We start from the raw sequence: 20,412 nt of genomic DNA, 5'->3' as shown, positions 1-20,412 counted from the left end.
GATCAACAATTAGCCAATAATAGCCGCACCGGAGCGGTCATGGCGGTAAACCGCCTAGTCTGCGAGACTTGCTGAGTAGCTATGAGAAATCCGGGCTAGCTTTCGCTTTTGCTTTCGCCGGCGCTATCGGACGCCTTGCAGGGCTCGCCCTCGGCACCGGCAACCGGCAAAGTGAAGAAGAATCGGGCGCCGCCATCCTCGGGGCGCTCGAAGCCGATTTCGCCACCTTGAGCCTGGATCAGCGAGCGACAGGTGGCCAGCCCGATTCCCATACCCTCATCCTTGGTGGTGTAGAACGGATGGAACAGCTTCTCTTCGGCCTCTTCCGGCAGGCCGACACCATGGTCCCGAACCTCGACCCGCACACATCTGTTTCCGGCCAGGCGCGCACTGACTTCCACCGGTACCGATGAATCGGCCGAGCGCGTGGCTTCGAGGGCGTTGCGGATCAGGTTGAGGGCTACCTGCTGGACCTGGATCGGGTCGGCCAGAACCTCAGGCAGTTCCTCGTCAACGGTAACTTCGATACCGCCTTCATTGTTGCGCATGTCCACTTCCGCAAACTGACGGGTATCCTCCAGCAGGGCAGGCACCGAAAGCACTTCTTTGCCGGTCGCCGGCTTCTTCATGAACCGACGGATCCGGCGGATGATCTCGCTGGCCCGGTGGGATTGGGCTTCGATCTTGTCGAGAGTTTCCTGCAGCAGGGACAGATCCGGGGATTCCTTGCCCATCATGCGTTTGGCGACCCGGGCATAATTGGTAATCGCGGTCAGCGGCTGATTCACCTCGTGGGCAAAACCGGCGGCCATCTCACCCATGGTGGTCAGGCGCGAGGTATGGGCCAGCTGATCACGCTGTTCCTGGACCAGTTCCCGGGCCTCCTGCAGTTCCCGCTCGCTCTCCAGTTCCGTCGTGATATCCCGGAACACCACCACAGCCCCATGAAGTTCGTCGTTATCCAGCTTGGGCGTGGCGCGGTACTCGGCCGGAAAGCCGGAACCGTCCATGCGTAACATGCGAATATCCCGCTGGCCCTCCGCCTGGCCCTGGCGGCAGGTCATCTGAACCGGCAGTCCGTCCGGGTTGTCCCATGCGGTGGCAAAATGGGCGTCAAAAAAGTTGCGGCCGATCAGCTCGTCAACCGGAACGCCAGCGATCTCGCCCGCAGCCGGATTGGCGAACTCGATGATGCCGTTCTCGTCGAGCCCGTAGATGCCCTCGCTGATGGAATTGAGAATCCGGGCCTGGTCACCCTGCAGCTCCCGGTTGCGGGCCTGCAATTCCCGCTCGAGCCGGATGACGCGGGCATGGGTCTTGACCCGGGCAATGACTTCCTGGGACTGGAAAGGTTTGGAGATGTAATCGGCGCCGCCGAGATTGAAACCCTTGACCTTGGCCTGCAAGTCATCGAGTGCGGACAGGAATACCACGGCACAATCAGCCGTCTGGGGATCGGCCTTGAGGCGCTGGCACACCTCGTAACCGTCCATTTCGGGCATCATGATATCCAGCAGGATCACTTCCGGCTGATGCCGGTGGGCAAGGTCCAGCGCTTTTTCGCCTTCATTGGCAATGAGCAGCCGGTAGCCTTTGTCTTTCAGGGTTTCGTAGAGGACTTTCAGGTTCTGCGGGTTGTCATCAACCAGCAGAACCGTCACCTCGGAGTTCTCGCAGACAGCTTCAGTCATACAAACGTGGCCGGTTAGAAACGTCCGGCTATGATGCCGGTGCCACCCTGGTTAGTCGATAAGGTCCTTTACGGACAAGACCATACGAACCAGATGGGCCAGGGAGTGGGTGCCCATTTTGTGCATGACCCGGGAACGGTGGATCTCCACGGTGCGCTGACTGATCTCCAGCTCGATCGCGATCACCTTGTTCGCCTGACCGGCGATCATCCGGTCCATGATCTCGTGCTCCCGGGGCGTCAGGCTCTTGATACGACGGATGATCTCCTGCTTTTCGTCCAGGGTCTTGCGCTGCTCGAGATCCTGCTCCAGGGCAGCTTCGATCTTTTCCAGCAGGGCTTCCTCGCGGTAGGGCTTCTGAATGAAGTCCACCGCGCCCTCTTTCATGGCGTCTACCGCCATGGGAACATCACCGTGACCGGTGACAAAAATGATCGGCAGGATCGAGTGCTTCTCGTTCAGCTTCTTCTGCAGCTCCATGCCATCCATTCCGGGCATCCGGATATCCAGCACGATACAGCCGGCCATCTTGTCGGAATAATCCTTGAGAAAGGCATTGGCGCTTTCATAGGTTTTCACCGGCTTACCGTCGGATTTCAACAGTAGCTCCAGCGAATCCCGCACCGCCTCGTCATCCTCTACTACGTATACCGTCTGCTGGATATCAGTCATGGGTGTATTCTCTCCTGTCCGTTTTCTTGTCGTTTCCGGTCAGTGAATTGACGGATCCTTATGTTCTTCTTTCGCGTGTTCCTGGCGTTCGTGTTCACGCATTTTCTCAAGCCGTTGCTGGATAATGCCAAAAACACTCTGCTTCGGGTACCGGCCCTTCTTGTCGGCCTTGCCCGCCGGGCGACCCAGCAGCAACGCGATGGCCTCCTCCACGTGGGAAACAGCGTAGACCGCAAATTTGTCTTCCCGGACGGCCTGGACCACTTCGCTGTCGAGCATCAGGTTCTGGACGTTGGTGGCGGGAACGACCACGCCCTGGGTCCCCGTGAGCCCGCCTTTGAGCTGGCAAGTGGCGAAAAACCCTTCGACTTTCTCGTTCACGCCACCGATGGGCTGCACCTCACCGAACTGGTTGACCGAGCCGGTAATAGCCAGGTCCTGCCGCACGGGCACACCGGAAAGCGATGACACCAGCGCGCACAGTTCCGCCAACGACGCGCTGTCCCCCTCCACCTCACCATAGTTCTGTTCAAAGGTGAGACTGGCCGAAAGGTGCATCGGATCCTCCACGGCAAACAGGGAGGACAGCCAGGAGGTGAGAATCATCACGCCCTTGGAATGGAGGTTGCCACCGAGCTTCACATCACGCTCGATATCCATGACCCCGCCATCTCCATAGTAGCAGGTCGCTGTCACCCTGTTGGAAAGACCAAACTCGAAGCCACCGGTGGACAGTACGGACAATGCGTTGACCTGGCCCACGCAGGTGCCCGTGGTGGTGACCAGGGTGGAGCCATCGCGGATTGAATCGTAGAACTGATCCCGGATCCGACTGCTTCGGTAACGGGCACTTTCCAGGGCGCGTTCAACATGCACCTCGGTGATCAGCCGGGCCTTGGCCTGGCGGGCCCAGAAATCCGATTCCCGCAGGAGATTGGCAATGTCGGCCGCATGGAGGGACAGACGATTCTGATGCTCCGCCATGCGGGCGCTGTGCTCGATGATCCGGGCCACCGCCTTGTTGGAGCAGTGCAGCAGCTTTTTCTCCACCACCAGGCTGGCGATGAACTTGGCGTACAGCAACTGGCTGTCGTCGGTGCGGTACATCTCGTTCTCGAAGTCCGCCGTCACCCGGAACAGTTCCGCGAACTCGGAATCGTATTCCTGCAGTAGCAACCAGGTTTCCCGATCGCCGAACAGCACAATCTTCACGTCCAGTGGCACCGCCTCGGGCTCGATGGAAATGGTCCCGGACAGCGTCATCTCGCGCTCCAGGGAGTTGATCTGCAGGGAACGTGAACGCAGTGCCCGCTTCAGACCGTCCCAGACAAAGGGCTGCTCGAGGACCTTGATGGCGTCCATCAGCAGATAGCCCCCGTTGGCCCGGTGCAGGCTGCCCGGCCGGATCAGGGAGAAGTCGGTGAACACGGTGCCCTTGTAGGTGACGTTCTCCACGTAGCCGAACAGGTTGTGATAGGTGGGGTTGTCCTCGACCACCACCGGTACCTCGTTGGTTTTCTGGTGCACCAGCAGGTTGACCAGGTAACGACGCGGCATCTTCTTGTCCAGGGAGGCATAGGCGATGGCCGCCTGTTCGTCGTTGTCCTCCAGGAAGATGTCCAGGTTTTCAACCAGATCGGCACGCACCGCTTCCAGGTACCCGACCACACCGGACAGATCCTTGTACTTCTCGATCAGCTCATCAATCTGGTGACCGGAAATACCCTCCAGAGTCTCCTGGTTCAGCGCCTGCTGCTTCTCGGCGTACTCCTGCTCCCAGTCCGCAATCTTGCGCAGGGCCTGGCGCAGTCTCTTCTCGAGTTTGTTGATAGAATCCTCGAACTTGTCCCGCTGCTCCTGGGTCAGCGCCTGGAAGGTCTCGGCCGTGTGCGGTTCCTCACCGTTCATCGCCACCAGACGATAGCCCCCGGGCGTCGAGACCGTGAGCCGCACCTTCTTGCGCTTGGCCTGAGTAGCCACTTTTTCGAGTTCTTCTTCCTGCTTTTGCGCGTACTCATTCTTGAGCTGTTCGGAGCGTTCCAGAAAGCTGTCACTGTCAAAGGTCTGGGGAATGACCTTGACCAGGCGCGACATCAGCTTTTCCATGTCCTGCTTGAGCTGGGTACCCTTGCCGCCCGGCAACTGCAACAGTTTCGGCACCCGCGGCTCTTCGAAATTGGCGACGTAGCACCAGTCATGGCTCTGTTGCTCGGTATCCACATGATGTTCCAGATAGCGGAGCATCATGGTGCGCTTACCCAGACCGTTACGCCCGACTGCATAGACGTTGTAGCCGCCATGGGGCATTGCCAGTGCGAACCGGACGGCTTCCTGGGCCCGGTTCTGGCCGACAATCTCCGCCAGGGGTTCCAGCTGCCGGGTGGTTTTGAATGGCAGGTCTTTAAGTACGCAGGACTTGTACAGCTGATGCAGAGGCAATGACTTCAATGTGTGTTCCTGTAACAGTCAGAATGCGTTGATGATTTATCATCTGGTATTTGGCCGCCCATTGTAGATTCTGCAGGCCGCCATGTCGCGTTTCGGCTAAAGTTTTAGCGGCCACGGCTCCGGCGGCTTTTGTTAACCAGCGCACAAAACCACATCTGGTCATTTTTCAGCCGCCGATCCCGGCACTAAACTTCTTCACCCGGCCATGGTTCAGGCCGACACAAGACAAGAATCGCAATGGATGCCCAGTTATGACGAATGATTCCGCCGATCGCAGAATCAAGGACCGCTATCCGGCTTCGTGCCTGAGGGTGCGTATGCAGGAACGGGGCTTCTTTGGACGAAGCAGGAATGTCATCGCGGTCAGCTGTCTTGATCTCAACCGCTACGGCATGGCGGTACTATGCCCTCGCCCGATGGCGCCGGGCGCGCGACTGTTTCTCGACCTGCAAGGTAAATACATCAGCGAGTCACGGGTCGGCGCGCGGGTGGTGGATTGCCAGCCGTTCCAGACCGGTTACCGGGTCAGCGTGCAGTTCAGTTATTGCCTCAACAAGAAAGGCTACTCCCGGGCCATGGACAACGCCCTGTCCCGCATCGAGGGCTTCTACAACCGTCTCGCCGGCTAGCCAGACAAGCGCCCTAGATCAGCCCCGCATCCAGACTGGCCGCAACATACATGCCCAGCTCCCGGCACTGCTCCTCGAATTCATCCCGGTATTCCCCGCGGCAGATCAGCGGATCCTGCACCAGTTTCCAGCGAAGGCCGGTAGTGATGCTCTCGATGGCGCGATTGGTACCGGTACCATCGTGGCCGGCGCGGATGTAATAGGCAAAGGGCAAGCCCTGAGTTTTCTCGAGACAGGGATAGTAACTGCGATCAAAAAAGTCTTTCAGCGCGCCACTCATGTAGCCCAGGTTCTCGGTGGTACCCAGGATGATGGCGTCACAGGAGAGGATGTCATCGGGACCGGCCTCCAGCGGTGGTTTGACCACCACCTCGACCGCCTCGATGTCTTCATGACGGGCGCCGTTCTCGACAGCGGCCCGCAGACGGAGGGTATTCGGGGAAGGCGCGTGGGCAACAATGAGCAGTCGCTTCATGGCATCCTCCCCCGACAAACGGAACCTTAGAGCAATTCTCCGTTGGCTTCCGCCGGCGCTTCAGCGGCCGCTTCTTTCTTTTCCGGCTTGGGCATCAGCTTGTCCCGAACCTTGGCCTCGATCTCGTTGGCGATATCCATGTTCTCTTCCAGGAACTTGCAGGCGTTCGCCTTGCCCTGGCCAATCTTGTCGCCGTTGTAGGAGTACCAGGCACCTGACTTGTCCACGAAGCCTTCCTTGACACCCATATCCAGCACTTCGGCCATGTGGTAGATACCCTTGCCGTACATGATCTGGAACTCCGCCTGCTTGAACGGCGGCGATACCTTGTTCTTCACGACCTTGACGCGGGTCTCGTTACCGACCACCTCGTCGCCCTCTTTCACTGAACCAATGCGGCGGATGTCCAGACGCACGGAGGAATAGAATTTCAGGGCGTTACCACCGGTGGTGGTTTCCGGGGAACCGAACATGACGCCGATCTTCATGCGAATCTGGTTGATGAAGATCATCAGGCAGTTGGCGTGCTTGACGTTACCGGTCAGCTTACGCAGTGCCTGAGACATCAGTCGCGCCTGCAGACCAACGTGGCTGTCACCCATTTCACCTTCGATTTCCGCTTTCGGCGTCAGGGCGGCTACGGAGTCAACGATGATGACGTCAACGGCGTTGGAGCGAACCAGCATGTCTGCGATTTCCAGGGCCTGTTCCCCGGTGTCCGGCTGGGACACCAGCAGGTCGTCGACGTTGACACCCAGCTTTTCGGCATAGACCGGATCCAGGGCATGCTCGGCATCCACAAACGCACAGGTTTTGCCGGCCTTCTGGGCTTCAGCAATCACCTGCAGGGTGAGCGTGGTTTTACCGGAGCTCTCCGGACCGTAGATCTCGCAGATTCGACCGTAAGGAAGACCACCAATACCCAGAGCCACGTCCAGCCCCAGGGAGCCGGTGGACACCGCAGGAATGGCTTCACGGGGCTGATCCCCCATCTTCATGACGGCGCCCTTGCCGAACTGGCGTTCAATCTGGCTCAGTGCTGCGCTAAGTGCTTTCTTGCGGTTGTCTTCCATCGGTACAAAACCCCTTGTCGACTGGGCTGCCAGGTCTTTCCAAGGTATTGGCAGCGGAATCCGGAAGGGAAACCACTGTGCTCATCCAGCAGATTCCCTGTATATTTGAACAGTATTAAAACACAAGCGAACGGGGAGACCAACCCCTCATCCCGTGAACCGGATCAAGAAAATTGTCACGCCCCCTCAAGGAAGCCGGTAACTGCCTGCAATGCAAACAAAACCGACTGTCGGCGCACCTCATCCCGGTCACCGTCGAAGTGTTTCACCACGGCCTCGGTCTGGTCCAGACCGCTGCCCCAGGCAAACCAGACCGTCCCCACCGGCTTGTCGGGACTGCCACCACCGGGGCCTGCCACGCCGCTGATCGCCACGGCCACATCCACCCCGGCAGCCTGAACCGCGCCAGCCACCATCTGGCGGACAACCGGCTCACTGACGGCGCCATGCTGCTCCAGGGTATCCGCCGACACCCTGAGCAAGGCCTGTTTGGCGCCGTTGCTGTAGGTCACCAGGCCGGCTATCACATAGGCGGAGGAACCCGCGCGATCGGTGAGCACCTTGGCCACCCAGCCGCCGGTACAGCTCTCTGCCGTAGCAATGGTCCGCCCCTGCTCCTGCAGCAGTTTACCAAGACGATCGCCGGCCTGTTCCAGTTCCTGATCGCTCGCCACCATGATCCACTCCTTCCTGTAAATGGGGATACAAACCCTTCATTTCATCGCCGCCGTTATTTTCTTACAATTCACGGCTTCATCCAAAAGCAAGGCAACCGGACCCATCCATGTCAGTAGCCCAGACCGATCTCTCCAAGCACACCCCGATGATGCAGCAGTACCTGAAAATCAAGGGCGAGCATCCCAATGAGCTGGTGTTCTACCGCATGGGGGATTTCTACGAGCTGTTCTACGAAGACGCCCGAAAGGCCGCAGAATTCCTGGACATAACCCTGACCGCCCGCGGCCAATCCGGTGGCAACCCGATTCCCATGGCCGGTGTGCCGTATCATTCCGCCGAGAGTTACATTGCCCGTCTGGTCCGGGCGGGTCAATCCATTGCCATCTGCGAACAGATTGGCGATCCGGCGACCAGCAAGGGACCGGTGGAGCGGCAGGTGGTGCGGATCGTCACGCCCGGCACCCTGAGTGACGATGCCTTTCTCGAGGACCGGCGCGACAACCTGCTGGTGGCCATCTACAGCCACCGGGAACAGTTCGGATTCGCCTCCCTGGATATTTCCAGCGGGCGTTTTGCGGTCTCGGAACTGGACGGGCTGGAAGCACTCCAGGGCGAACTGCAACGCCTGCGCCCGGCGGAAATCCTGATCAGCGAGGACTTTCCATACGGCGAGATCCTCGAAGGGTTCACCGGCATCCGTCGCCAGGGCCCCTGGCTGTTCGAGGGCGACACGGCTCACCGGGTGATTACCCAGCAGCTGCAGGTGCGCGACCTCACCGGTTTCGGCTGCGAAGACCTGCACCTGGCCATCTGCGCCGCCGGCTGCTTGTTGCAGTACGCGAAGGAAACCCAGCGCACCGCCCTGCCCCATATCCGCAAGCTGACCCGGGAGCGCCGGGAAGAGGCGGTGATCCTCGATGCCACCAGCCGCCGCAACCTGGAAATCGACACCAACCTCATGGGCGGCCACCAGCATACCCTGGCCTGGGTCATGGACCGCACCGCCACCGCCATGGGCGGCCGCGAGCTGCGCCGCTGGCTGAATCGCCCGCTCCGGGACGTGGACGTGGTCCGCCAGCGCCAGCAGGCGGTCTCTGCCTTGCTCGACGGCTTCCATTACGAACCGGTGCACGACCTGCTCAAACAGGTGGGCGACATTGAACGGGTTCTGGCCCGGGTGGCACTGCGATCGGCACGCCCCAGGGACCTGGCCCGGCTCCGGGATGCTTTCCAGACCCTGCCGGACCTCCAGAACGCCCTGAAACCGGTGAATTCCCACCACGTGGTCAAGCTGGCCACCACCATCGGTGAGTATCCGGAGCTGGCCGACCTGCTGGAACGGGCCGTCATCGACAACCCGCCAGTGGTGATCCGCGATGGCGGCGTCATCCGGGAGGGCTTTGATGAGGAGCTGGATGAGCTTCGCAACATCAGCGAGAACGCAGGCCAGTACCTGCTGGATGTGGAGACCCGGGAGAAGGAACGCACCGGCATCAGCACCCTGAAGGTGGGTTACAACCGGGTGCATGGCTACTACATCGAGATCAGCCGGGCGCAATCGGACCAGGCTCCGGCAGACTACATCCGCCGGCAGACCCTGAAAAATGCCGAGCGTTTCATCACCCCGGAACTGAAGGAATTCGAGGACAAGGCCCTGAGCGCCAAGAGCCGGGCACTGGCCCGGGAAAAGGCCCTTTACGACGAAGTGCTGGAAAGCGTCGCCGAGCAGCTGGCACCGCTGCAGGATGCCGCCCAGGCCCTGTCGGAGCTGGATGTGCTGAGCAACTTCGCCGAACGGGCAACCTCCCTGCGTTTTGCCGCGCCGGAATTCACCGACCAGCCGGGTTTCGACATCGAGGAAGGCCGGCATCCGGTGGTCGAGCAGCTACTGGACGAACCGTTTGTGCCCAACGATCTCCTGATGGATACCAAACGGCGAATGCTGGTCATTACCGGCCCGAACATGGGCGGTAAGTCCACCTACATGCGTCAGGCGGCCCTGATTGCCCTGCTGGCCTACACCGGCAGCTTCGTGCCCGCCAACCGGGCGGTGCTCGGACCGGTGGACCGCATCTTCACCCGCATGGGCTCCTCCGATGACATTGCCGGTGGCCGCTCTACTTTCATGGTGGAGATGACCGAAACCGCCAACATCCTGCACAACGCTACCGAGCACAGCCTGGCACTGATGGACGAAGTGGGCCGGGGCACCAGCACCTTTGACGGGCTGTCCCTGGCCTGGGCCACCGCCGAGCACCTGGCGAAGAACATCCGCTGCTATACCCTGTTCGCAACCCACTACTTCGAACTGACCCAGCTGGCTGATGATCTGGAGCATGCCGTCAACGTGCACCTGACCGCCACCGAACACGACGACAGCATCGTCTTCCTTCACAATGTTCATGATGGCCCCGCCAGCCAGAGCTACGGCCTGCAGGTCGCCCAACTGGCGGGCGTGCCCCAGGATGTCATCCGCAATGCCAAGGCGCAGCTGAGCCATCTCGAGGGCAGTGCCACACCCAGTACCCCTGTGACTGACCGGGTACCGGAGCAGCCCGAGTCCGGCCATTCCGGGAGCCCGGCCAAAGCCAGGCAGACGGTGAGCGAACCTGTGCTCCAGGGGGATATGTTTGCCAGCCTCGAGCCCAGCGCCGTGGAAGAAGCACTCAATAAGCTGGACCTCGATGACCTGACGCCGCGAGAGGCCCTGAACCGGCTTTACGAGCTGAGGGAGTTAATGAATAAATAACAGGAAAATTGCGCGGAAATGACCTATGTAATAAGGATATAGCAGGCGAAGGCTTGCCCCTTCAGGGACCGCTCCCTACAATATCGCGCACTAAATTATAAGGTAGGGGCTCGCACTATCCGGCTCCTGATGAGACTGAACACTCTACGACCAGGGATCTGACTATGGCTTTTATCGTTACTGATAACTGCATCAAGTGCAAATACACGGACTGCGTGGAAGTCTGCCCCGTGGACTGCTTCTATGAAGGCCCGAACTTTCTGGTAATCGACCCGGACGAGTGCATCGACTGCGCGCTGTGTGAGCCCGAGTGCCCGGCCGAAGCGATCTTCTCCGAGGACGAGCTTCCGGCGGATCAGGTCCAGTTCGTGGAAATCAATGCCGATCTGGCCGCCAAGTGGCCGAACATCACCGAGAAGAAAGATCCTCTGCCGGACGCCGAGGAATGGGACGGCAAGCCCGACAAACTGCAGTATCTGGAGCGCTGAGTTCCGGTTACGGATCGAAAAGGGAAGCCGCGGTTTCCCTTTTTTATGGGTCGGTGGCTGTCGCTTTGCTCAGGTGGTTGCGAGCTTTGCGCCCATGGCCACGAAGAACCCGCCGGTGAGGGTATTGAGTGCCCGGCTCAGCCGCGCACTGGCCCGCAGGTGGCGAAAGGTGGCCACGATCCAGGCCAGCCCGCATTGCCACACCATGGCCAGGACGAAATGCAGGGCCGCCAAGACCAGCGACTGCTGGAAGGCGTTACCCGCCGGATCCACGAACTGGGGAAGCAACGCCATATAGAACAGCGCGGTCTTGGGATTCAGGATGTTCGAGAGCAATCCTTCCCGCAGTGACACGGCCATGCTGGCACTTCGCGCTTCCCGGACCTGGACCAGGGCGGTTTCCACCCTGCCCCGGAACGCCTGGCGCAGGGAACCGATGCCAAGCCACACCAGGTACAGGGCACCGAGCCACTTCAGGGCGTTGAAGGCCCACGCCGTCTCCACCAACAGTATGGAGATACCCAGCGCGGAGAGTGTGGCGTGGATGAACAGCCCGCTACAGATACCCACGCTGGTGACACAACCGTCTTTCAGGCCACCCCGCCCGGTATTGCGCAACACCAGCAAGGTGTCCACGCCCGGCGTGATGGTCAGCAAGGTTATGGCAATCAGATAGGTCCAGATCAGGTCAGGAAACACGCTACCCCCAATTTACCGGGGCTTGTCGCTACTCCTCCCCGGCCAGTAGTTTCTTCGCCGCCGCAGAACGATAGAACGAGGAAAGCCTGCGCCGCACAAGGGCCTCAAGATAGCCCTCTTCCCGCAGGACGTCCATAACCGGAATCCCGTAGGCCTCGATTTCGGTGCGAATCACCTCGCGGGTGACCCCCACATCATTCAGCAGGTCTGTCACCGGCCGGTCGCCATATTTCGCAAACAGGTGCTCCACCACGGCCCGGGCACAGCCTTCAAAGTACCCGGTCTTGCGGAACTGCAACCAGAACTCATAGCCAAGGACCACGAACTCCTGCAATTCGACGTCACCCAATCCTTCACGAAGCTCAGCGATGGTCTTGTCTTCCACCGCCACCCAGGCGGCCATCACGCTGTCCCGCAGTTCGTCATCGCTGAGCGCCCGGTGCAGGAACGCCTCGCTGCGTGCGATCAGGCCGGGCAGGCTGTCCGCGAGCCAGGCCTTGATGCGCCGCTCGAAAGTCTCGTCCAGGCCCGGCACCGCCCGGTTGGCCACCTTCTTGCCAAACTTCATCATGGAGCCCACCCCGGGTACGGAGCGGGCGATCAGGTTGTCTTCGTAAAGGTAGTTGACCAGCCCGTGATAGACCACATTGGACACCAGTTCCTGGTAGACCGGATGGGCCATGATCTCGCTGATGACCCGTTCCCGCTGCTGGCGCAGCTCAAGAGCCTCCTCCAGGAATCCGGTGGCCTGCTCCCGGGAGATGATTTCCCCCAGCGTGGTTTCGGCCTGGACCGGCGAGTTCATGACCTCCGTCGCCATCTCGGCCGCCAGCTCGGGGATGCCGGCATCCAGCTCCATGTCGACGACGACGCGCTCGATCACGCCCATCACCTGATCAATGCCGGCTACCCGGTTCAGGGTGATCCGTCCGGCATGGTCCAGCAGCTCGTCCAGCTCCCGCTCGAGGAATTTCTTCAATTTGGCCCCCTTCAGGGCAGCCATCTCATGGCGGACATGCTCTTCGTACAGCCTTTCGGCCAGAGTGCCAGCGGACTTGGTCATGATAGGTTCAATCCTTGTGGGCGATGGAAACAGCAACCCCGAGGCTAACACGAAGCCAGCCTCCGGGGGTTTGCCCAAACTACGGAATCACGGATGCGGACAGGCCAAGCAGCTGAGGAAGCATCGACAGGACCGTGCCCGCAGTTACTGGAAATCGTTGAAGGTATGAGGGTCTGCCGCCAGGGCGAGACACAGGCTGCCCGGACCGACGTAGATACTGCTGGTGATCCCCATCTGGGACAGCAGCAACTCCACGCCGTTGCGCTCACAGGCATCCCGCAACCGGTTCAGGCCGGGCAGGTCTTCGATTTCGGTCCAGGTCAGCCCGCAGGAGAGGCTGACGTAAGGCGTCAGCAGGCCGGCATCGACCCGCGCCGCCGCGTAGTTCATGACTTTCTCCACGGCCACGTCAAAGTTCCGGGTTTTCGCCACCGGTTGGCCCTCGGCGCCCTGCCCGAAAATCACCGGCGTGATGTTGAGTGCCTTGCCCAGGAAGGCGACAAGGGCCGAGATGCTCTTGTCGCCGCGGCGGCGGGCACGCTCTCGGATGTAGTGCAGATCCCTGGGGATGACGCAGGTGTAGATCTTGTCGGTGAAAGACTCCACCTCATGGCGCAGGGCGTTCTTGGAGAGTTTCTGGCCGATCAATCTCAGGGTATGGGCCGCAAGCAGCCCCTGGCCGGCAAAAATCTGCTTGCTATCGATCACCCGCATGGAGAATTTGCCGTCCCGGCCGGCGGCTGCCCGGGCCTTCTCGTAGCTGGCCAGCACACTGTTCATCGCCTTGGTGGCGTTCTCGAAAATCAGGCTGCGGCTTCGCGTGACGGTTTCACAAATGGCAACGTCGAACTGGGTGACGATTTTCTCCATGAACAGGTCATGGATCTGTTCCTCGGTGAAGGCCTGGGTCTCGGCATGATGGCCTTTCTGCAGCAGCCCGCTCTGGTAGAACTCCTGGGTGCGTACCGGGTCGTGTTCGTCGATGTAGGTCTGGCCGTCGATGACAGCAGTCACGGGGAGGATAAAGAGGTCGTGCTTGCGACTGAACTCATAGGGCAGATCACACGCGGAATCAACGATCAAACCTACTCGCATGGTGAGACTCTCCAGCTGCGGACGATTCCTCGACGGGAACGCCCTTTATTTTATCGTTATTTTGAGTCGCCAAGTTTTACATAAGCGGGGCGGAATTTCAGCACCCGCTCAATTCGGCACACCCAGACCTTCCAGTTCCCGCAGGTTTTCGGCCAGCAGCCGCCGGTTGTCCTGTTGCCAGGGGTGGAAGTCCTTGCGCAGGTAGGCCAGGAACTCGGGTAGGCACTGGCGAATGACCCCGGGCTTGCCCCACAGGAAATTGAGCCCGCCCAGCCAGGTCCGGACACTCCAGAGCTTGCCGTCGGTGCGCAGCAGGCTGCAGGTATTCAGGAAGGTGTACTTGCAGAAATTCCAGGTCACGAACAGGAACACGATCCGGCGCAGCCGCTCATTGCCCACGCAGGCCCGGTAGACATCGAATGCGACGGACTTGTGCTCGGTTTCCTCGATGGCATGCCAGCGCCAGAGCTGCTTCATGGCAGGCGTGGCGCCCTCCATCCACTCCGGGTTCTTCAGGATCGCATTGGCCAGGACCGCGGTGTAGTGCTCGGCGCCGCAGGTGCCCGCCAGCTGCCGGCTCGGGGGCAACTTTCCTACCCACTCCATGTGCTTCAGGAAGCGCCGGTCAATTGCATCAATGTCATAGCCACGGGACTTCAGTGCCTCGTTGTAGCTCTTGTGCTCGCGGCTGTGCAGAGCCTCCTGACCGATAAAGCCCCGGATCTCCTGCTTGAGCTTGGGATCGTCAATCCGGTCCCGATACAGGCGCACGGCATTGATGAACTGCTGCTCGCCATCGGGAAACTGTAGCGACAATGCATTGAAAAAGGCGGTGCGGAAGGCGTCGTTGCCATGCCAGAAGGATTTCAGATCCTCGCTGACATCGAAATGGATGTGCCGGGGTGAGACAGACACCCCTTCCGGGGTCGAGCTGACTGACATGGTGGCCTCCTGTTGTCGGGAATGTTTTTGTTATGCAATCAACAACGGACAAAACGTAACCAGAGGCTCAGTGTAAACCCGATCACGAAACCGACGGAAGGTATCCGGGCAAAATAACTGACACTTTGTCATTAAATGACAAAGCGCCGACAGCCGAAGAGAACAAAAAAGGGAGGCATGGCCATGCCGATACCTCCCAAGGACACACAGAGGGAATAACTGTCTGCGCCGGGCTGGCGCAGACGGTCAGCAGATCAGTCCAGCTCTTTGGCCTGATCCCGCAGCACGAACTTCTGGATCTTGCCCGTGGAGGTCTTGGGCAGCTCCGTGAAGACGACCGTTTTCGGTACCTTGAAGCGGGCCAGATGCTCGCGGCAGAAGGTGATAATCTCTTCTTCGCTGACCTCGCCGGCTTCCGGCTTCAGGGTAATGAACGCGCAGGGAGTCTCGCCCCACTTCTCGTCCGGACGGGCAACCACCGCAGCTTCCAGCACAGCCGGATGGCGGTACAGGGTATCTTCCACCTCGATGGTGGAGATGTTCTCTCCTCCGGAGATGATGATGTCCTTCAGGCGGTCCTTGATTTCCAGGTAACCGTCCTCGTGCCACACCGCCAGGTCACCGGTGTGGAACCAGCCACCACGGAAGGCCTCTTCGGTGGCGCTCGGGTTCTTCAGGTAACCCTTCATCACGGTGTTGCCGCGCAGGAAGATCTCGCCGATGGTCTTGCCGTCTTTGGGCACCGGTTCCATGGTGTTGGGATCACCGACCATGGTGCCGGCCAGGGTATGGTAGCGAACGCCCTGGCGTGCCTTTTTCCGGGCACGGTCATGCAGCGGCAGCTCATCCCACTCGGACTTCCAGGCACACACAGTTACCGGGCCGTACACTTCAGTCAGGCCGTAAACGTGGGTCACCTTGATGCCCATTTCTTCTACCGCCCCGATCACCTGGGCGGGGGGCGCCGCACCGGCGGTCATGGATTTCACCTCGTGATCAATCCCGGCCTTGGCGGCTGCCGGCGCATTGAGCAGCGCATTCAGAACGATCGGCGCGCCGCACATGTGGGTGACCTGGTGATCGCGGATCAGCTGCAGGATTTTCTCCGGGTCCACCCGGCGCAGGCAAACATGGGTGCCGGCCATGGCGGTAACGGTCCAGGGGAAACACCAACCGTTGCAATGGAACATCGGCAGGGTCCACAGATAGACCGGATGCATGTCCATGGACCAGACGGCCTGGTTACCCAGGGCATTGAGGTAAGCCCCGCGGTGGTGATAGACCACGCCCTTGGGGTTGCCGGTGGTACCGGAGGTGTAGTTCAGGGAAACCGCGTCCCACTCGTTTTCGGGGAAGTTCCACTGGAACTGCGGGTCACCCTCCTGCAGGAACGCCTCGTAATCGAGATCGCTGACCTGCACGCCCTCACCGTATTCCGGGTCATCCACATCAATGACCAGCGGCTTGTGCTCCAGGTGACGAATGGCATCCTTGATGACCTGACCGAACTCGCGATCCGCGATCACCACCTTGGCTTCTCCATGCTCGAGCATGAAAGCGATGGCGTCAGCGTCCAGGCGCACGTTCAGGGTATTGAGCACGGCGCCGATCATGGGCACGCCGAAGTGGCATTCCACCATCGCAGGGATATTCGGCAGCATCACGGCGACGGTATCCCCACGACCGATCCCGCGCCCCTGCAGGGCCGAGGCCAGGCGACGGCAGCGCTCATAGGTTTGTGCCCAGTTGTAACGAATCGCGCCGTGAATGATGGCCGGGTATTCCGGATAAACACTCGCGGTGCGCTCGATGAAATCAATCGGCGACTGGACGGCGTAGTTGGCATCGACGGGCGCCAGGCCCTGGTCAAAAATCGAGGTCATAACGGGTTCCTCTTGGAGCTCTGTTGTTCTTATGGCGTATTCAGGAAAATCGCTAATCTGGCTATAATTCACGCTGGTCAAAATGGTATTTGATGGGACAAATACTAGAAACTACACCAAGGTATTATAGTGCAATTACTATAACAACGATGATATGACCGATTTTCCCCCTGATACGGTATTTAGTTTGCCGAACGCCGACCCGCAACCCGGTCTGGTCCTTGATAGGCACTCTGCCCTGCTGAAGGCCAGTCGCAGCGCTATCGACCTGGTGAGCAGTGCCGGCCTTGAAAGCGCGGTGGACCTGCTCCCGGTCAATACGCAGGCCCTGGTGCATTCCTCCCTGCAGCAGAACCGGGCCATCGAGAATGTCGAATCCCGGATACCCGGCCATATCCTGCTCTGGACGCTGATACCCGATCAGGCCAGCAACCAGGTCTTGCTCCGGGGCCGGGATGCCACCGAGGAAGTTCGCACCCGGGAGCAGGCGGTGCAGTCCAACCGCCTGTACCGGCTGATTACCGAGAACACCACCGATCTGATTTCCCGTCACGCCCCGGACGGCCGGTTCATCGATGCAACACCGGCATCATGGCGATTGCTCGGCTACTGGCCCGAGGAGCTGCGGGGCAAGCCGTTGGAAGAGGTGTTCCGGGGCGATCACGTGGTCGAGCAGCTGGTGGAAGCCCGTAACCACCTGCGGGACGATGGCTACGCCACCCTGACCCTGGAGATCCTGCACCGGGACGGCAGCAAGCGCTGGTTCGAGATCGCCAGCCGCGCCATCCGCGAGACCTACACCGGTGCGGTGGTGGAAGTCATCAGCGTGTCACGGGACATCACCGCCCGGGTGGAATCCGAGGAAAACAGCCGGCGACTGGCGGACGAACTGGCCCATGCCGCACGACTGGCAACCCTGGGCGAACTGGCCTCCAGTATCGCCCACGAGATGAACCAGCCACTGGCCACCATCGTGAACTTTGCCAGTGCCAGCCAGCGCTATCTGAAGAACGCCCAAACCAATCCGGAATGCCTGGACCGGGTGGACGATGGCCTGCAAAAGATCGTGCACCACGCCAACCGGGCTTCGGAAGTTATCAAGCGGCTCCGGGCTTTCCTGCGCAAGGGCCAGAAACGAACTGCACCCATTTCCCTCAACGACGTGGTCAGCAATGTGGCCCGACTTTGCCAGTGGGAAGCCGACAAGAGCCGGGTCAGGATCCGGGAGCGCCTGTCTGACGCCGCTCCGGTCATCACTGCCGATCCGGTATTGCTTGAGCAGGTCCTGATCAACCTTATCCGTAACGGTATTGAAGCGACGGTCGAGGCCCGGAAGGCAGACAGCGCGGATCAGGCAAACCCGGCCGAGATCATACTGACCACCCGTATCAATGAACGCAACGAGACCCTGATCGAAGTCACCGACCAGGGCGACGGGCTGGGCGAGCAGGAAATTCGCCAGATGTTCCAGCCCTTTTACACCAGCAAGCCCCAGGGTCTGGGCCTTGGCCTGTCCATGAGCCGCTCCATTATCGAAGGCTTTGGCGGCTTCCTGGATGCCAGGCCGGCGAAGACCGGTGGCCTTACCCTCACCTGCCGCTTCCCCGCCAGCGGAAACAAGAACAAGACTGCAACAACGGAGATTTCCCGGAATGACTGAATCACCCAGTAACCCGCCCACCACCGTCTACGTGGTCGACGACGACGCCGGCATGCTCGAGTCGACCCAGTGGCTGCTCGAGTCAGTGGGGCTGCGGGTCGAGGCCTACAGCGATGGCCGCAAGTTCCTCGATGCGGTGGGGCAGACCAACGCCGGCTGTGTCGTGCTGGATGTGCGGATGCCCGGGCTTGGCGGCCTCAACGTGCAGGAAGAGCTGCAGAAACGGGGGCTGGAGGTGCCCATCATTTTCGTGTCCGGCCACGCGGATGTACCCATCGTGGTCCGGGCCTTCAAATCCGGCGCCTTTGATTTCATCGAGAAACCGTTCAACGAGCAGCTGCTGCTCGACAGCGTCCAGCAGGCGCTCCAGGAGCGCCAGAGCGGCCAGCGTTTCCACGGCAATGCCCGCACCGAGGCACTGATCGATACCCTCACCCGGCGGGAACGGGATGTCTTCCTGCCGCTGGCCCAGGGCTACACCAGCCGTGAGATCGCCGATCAGCTGGGAGTCAGTGTCAAGACCATCGACCTGTACCGGGCCCGGGTCATGAAACGCCTGGGCGCCGAACGACTTCCGGACGTGACCGGCATCGCCATTGCGGCGGGCCTGGTTGATCCACTGGATCTGCGCCGCGACCGTTAGCGGCCTATCTCCTCGTGGACCAGTGCACCTAGCCTGGCGACGGCCTTTTCGATGGTGCCGGTCCAGGGATTTCCGCCGTTCAGGCGCAGGCAGTTATCGAACTTGTTGGTGGTGGAGAACATCAGGCCGGGCGCCACGTTGATGTTCTCCGCCCTTGCCCGCTGGTACACCTCCGTTCCGGATACCCCCTCCGGTAGCTGCACCCAGAGTACAAACCCGCCCTGGGGCCGACTCACCGCGGTGCCTTCCGGGAACGAGCGGGCCACCGCCGAGCGCATGCGCTCGGTCGCTTCCCGGTAGTGCTGCCGCGCTGACCGCAGGTACCGATCATAGCCGCCCTGCTCCAGAAAGTGGGCGACCGCCAGCTGGGGAATCGAGGAGGTCGCAAGGTTCACGAAATACTTGTGCTGGCCATGTGGCGGCCAGGGATCATCCAGCCCAGGCGCAGGCCCGGGGAAATGGTCTTGGAAAACGAACTGCAATAGATCACGTTGTCAGCCCGGTCGAACGCCTTGGCGGGCCGGGGCCGCTCACCGGTGTGGTACAGGTCGCCGTAGATATCATCCTCGATCAGAGGCACATCGGCCGCCGCCAGCATGGACACCAGCTGCTTCTTGCGCTCATCGGACATGCGCGCCCCCATGGGATTGCTGTGGTTGGTCACCACCACACAGGCCTTCAGGGGCCACTGTTCCAAGGCCAACTCAAGGCCCTCGAGGCTCAGGCCTTCCGAGGGATGGGTGGGAATTTCAATAACTCGCAGTCCCACCACTTCCAGCGCCTGGAGAATACCGGGAAACGACGGCGACTCCACCGCCACGATGTCCCCCGGCTGGGTCACCGCCCGCAGGGCCAGAATGATGGCTTCCTGGGCGCCGTTGGTTGCCAGGATATCGTCCGGCGTCACCGGCACGCCGATTGCCGCCATGCGCTGGGCAATCTGGCGGCGGAACGATTCCTTGCCGGGAAAGGCATAATCCAGGGTTTCCAGGCCCCGACGTGCCGCCCACAGCGTGCTCTGCTGGATCTGCCGTACAGGCAGGTAATCCGGGTGAGGAATCGCGGTGGCCAGCGGCACCATGCGTTTCTGCTCATCCGCACACAGATCCAGGGTCATTTCCCGCGCGGTCACCGGGACCGGCCGGCTCCGGTGCTTTGGCATCCTGGGCTCCGGCACATCCTGGACCGGCAGGCGCACGAAATAGCCGCTGCGCTCCCGGGCTTCCAGGTATCCCCGTGCCTCCAGGGTCTGGTGGGCCTGCAATACCGTCGAAATCGACACTCCGAACTGCCGGCTCAATACCCGTACACCGGGCAACCGGTCGCCTTGCCGGTACACCCCTTCCTGGATCAGCGCCTGCAGCTGATCCGCCACCTGGCTGTATAGAACGCCCATGCGGTCTCCCTCCTGCCTTGTATCTCCCTTGTTATTGCACCAGACCTGTCCGGCAATGGGGCAGTACAGATCGGCAGCAAATGAATCGGTACAGACTGGTGTGAGACTCATCTGTACCGATTCAAAAA

At 60.6% G+C, this 20,412-nt stretch carries 18 protein-coding genes; 5 read left to right on the top strand and 13 right to left on the bottom strand.

The window, feature by feature from the left end:
- Nucleotides 1–95 precede the first annotated feature (95 nt).
- Genes DET50_RS02180 through DET50_RS02170 form a run of 3 tightly spaced genes read right to left on the bottom strand, consistent with a single transcriptional unit; the run spans nt 96 to nt 4,811 of the window.
- A complete protein-coding gene (locus tag DET50_RS02180) occupies nt 96–1,691 on the bottom strand; it encodes an ATP-binding response regulator (RefSeq protein WP_113861234.1) in 1,596 nt (531 codons plus the stop codon).
- Nucleotides 1,692–1,742: 51 nt separating this feature from the next.
- Nucleotides 1,743–2,363, bottom strand: a complete 621-nt coding sequence (fixJ, locus tag DET50_RS02175) for a response regulator FixJ (RefSeq protein WP_092004494.1) — start codon at nt 2,361–2,363, stop codon at nt 1,743–1,745.
- A 39-nt stretch (nt 2,364–2,402) separates the two neighbouring features.
- Nucleotides 2,403–4,811: a Lon protease family protein gene (locus DET50_RS02170; protein WP_113861233.1), complete on the bottom strand. Its 2,409-nt coding sequence runs from the start codon at nt 4,809–4,811 to the stop codon at nt 2,403–2,405.
- A 251-nt stretch (nt 4,812–5,062) separates the two neighbouring features.
- On the opposite strand from DET50_RS02170, the gene DET50_RS02165 reads away from it, so the two are divergent.
- Nucleotides 5,063–5,440, top strand: coding sequence for a PilZ domain-containing protein (locus DET50_RS02165; protein ID WP_113861232.1), 378 nt, complete (start codon nt 5,063–5,065; stop codon nt 5,438–5,440).
- A gap of 13 nt (nt 5,441–5,453) precedes the next feature.
- Here DET50_RS02165 and DET50_RS02160 read toward each other — a convergent pair whose 3' ends face one another.
- From DET50_RS02160 to pncC, 3 genes are all read right to left on the bottom strand, one after another.
- Nucleotides 5,454–5,915, bottom strand: a complete 462-nt coding sequence (locus tag DET50_RS02160) for a flavodoxin family protein (protein WP_113861231.1) — start codon at nt 5,913–5,915, stop codon at nt 5,454–5,456.
- 26 nt (nt 5,916–5,941) lie between these two features.
- Complete coding sequence (recA, locus tag DET50_RS02155) at nt 5,942–6,988, bottom strand: recombinase RecA (protein WP_092004504.1); 1,047 nt, start codon at nt 6,986–6,988, stop codon at nt 5,942–5,944.
- A gap of 176 nt (nt 6,989–7,164) precedes the next feature.
- Nucleotides 7,165–7,665 (bottom strand): nicotinamide-nucleotide amidase, encoded by a 501-nt coding sequence (pncC, locus tag DET50_RS02150; RefSeq protein WP_113861230.1) that lies wholly within the window; start codon nt 7,663–7,665, stop codon nt 7,165–7,167.
- A 107-nt stretch (nt 7,666–7,772) separates the two neighbouring features.
- On the opposite strand from pncC, the gene mutS reads away from it, so the two are divergent.
- Together mutS and fdxA are read left to right on the top strand one after the other, a co-directional pair.
- Nucleotides 7,773–10,415, top strand: coding sequence for a DNA mismatch repair protein MutS (gene mutS, locus DET50_RS02145; protein ID WP_113861229.1), 2,643 nt, complete (start codon nt 7,773–7,775; stop codon nt 10,413–10,415).
- A gap of 164 nt (nt 10,416–10,579) precedes the next feature.
- A complete protein-coding gene (gene fdxA / locus DET50_RS02140; protein ID WP_092004514.1) occupies nt 10,580–10,903 on the top strand; it encodes a ferredoxin FdxA in 324 nt (107 codons plus the stop codon).
- A gap of 69 nt (nt 10,904–10,972) precedes the next feature.
- Here the strand turns inward: fdxA and DET50_RS02135 are convergent, their stop codons facing one another.
- The 5 genes from DET50_RS02135 to DET50_RS02115 all read right to left on the bottom strand — a co-directional run bounded on the left by DET50_RS02135 (nt 10,973) and on the right by DET50_RS02115 (nt 16,585).
- Nucleotides 10,973–11,602, bottom strand: a complete 630-nt coding sequence (locus DET50_RS02135; RefSeq protein WP_113861228.1) for a LysE family translocator — start codon at nt 11,600–11,602, stop codon at nt 10,973–10,975.
- 28 nt (nt 11,603–11,630) lie between these two features.
- Nucleotides 11,631–12,665: a hypothetical protein gene (locus DET50_RS02130; protein ID WP_113861227.1), complete on the bottom strand. Its 1,035-nt coding sequence runs from the start codon at nt 12,663–12,665 to the stop codon at nt 11,631–11,633.
- 144 nt (nt 12,666–12,809) lie between these two features.
- On the bottom strand, nt 12,810–13,760 hold the full coding sequence (locus DET50_RS02125) for a DegV family protein (protein WP_113861226.1): 951 nt from the start codon (nt 13,758–13,760) through the stop codon (nt 12,810–12,812).
- A 108-nt stretch (nt 13,761–13,868) separates the two neighbouring features.
- Nucleotides 13,869–14,702, bottom strand: a complete 834-nt coding sequence (locus DET50_RS02120; protein WP_113861225.1) for a metal-dependent hydrolase — start codon at nt 14,700–14,702, stop codon at nt 13,869–13,871.
- Between the two features lie 254 nt (nt 14,703–14,956).
- Nucleotides 14,957–16,585, bottom strand: coding sequence for an acyl-CoA synthetase (locus DET50_RS02115; protein ID WP_113861224.1), 1,629 nt, complete (start codon nt 16,583–16,585; stop codon nt 14,957–14,959).
- A gap of 154 nt (nt 16,586–16,739) precedes the next feature.
- Here DET50_RS02115 and DET50_RS02110 point away from each other — a divergent pair, with 154 nt between their 5' ends.
- Nucleotides 16,740–18,245 (top strand): sensor histidine kinase, encoded by a 1,506-nt coding sequence (locus DET50_RS02110; protein ID WP_113861223.1) that lies wholly within the window; start codon nt 16,740–16,742, stop codon nt 18,243–18,245.
- On the top strand, nt 18,238–18,888 hold the full coding sequence (locus DET50_RS02105) for a response regulator transcription factor (RefSeq protein WP_113861222.1): 651 nt from the start codon (nt 18,238–18,240) through the stop codon (nt 18,886–18,888). Before DET50_RS02110 ends, DET50_RS02105 begins: the two co-directional genes overlap by 8 nt.
- On the opposite strand, the gene DET50_RS19560 is transcribed toward DET50_RS02105, so the two are convergent.
- Nucleotides 18,885–19,283 carry an aminotransferase class I/II-fold pyridoxal phosphate-dependent enzyme gene (locus DET50_RS19560; protein WP_258546025.1) on the bottom strand — a complete coding sequence of 133 codons (399 nt, stop codon included), beginning with the start codon at nt 19,281–19,283 and terminating at the stop codon, nt 18,885–18,887. The genes DET50_RS02105 and DET50_RS19560 overlap by 4 nt on opposite strands.
- On the bottom strand, nt 19,280–20,284 hold the full coding sequence (locus DET50_RS02100) for an aminotransferase-like domain-containing protein (RefSeq protein WP_258546024.1): 1,005 nt from the start codon (nt 20,282–20,284) through the stop codon (nt 19,280–19,282). Before DET50_RS02100 ends, DET50_RS19560 begins: the two co-directional genes overlap by 4 nt.
- Nucleotides 20,285–20,412 lie beyond the last annotated feature (128 nt).

It is taken from the genome of Marinobacter pelagius, from assembly GCF_003315345.1.
GTDB lineage: Bacteria > Pseudomonadota > Gammaproteobacteria > Pseudomonadales > Oleiphilaceae > Marinobacter > Marinobacter pelagius_A.
The sequence above is the reverse complement of the archived record's forward strand: the minus strand, read 5'-3'. Positions and strand labels throughout refer to the sequence as shown.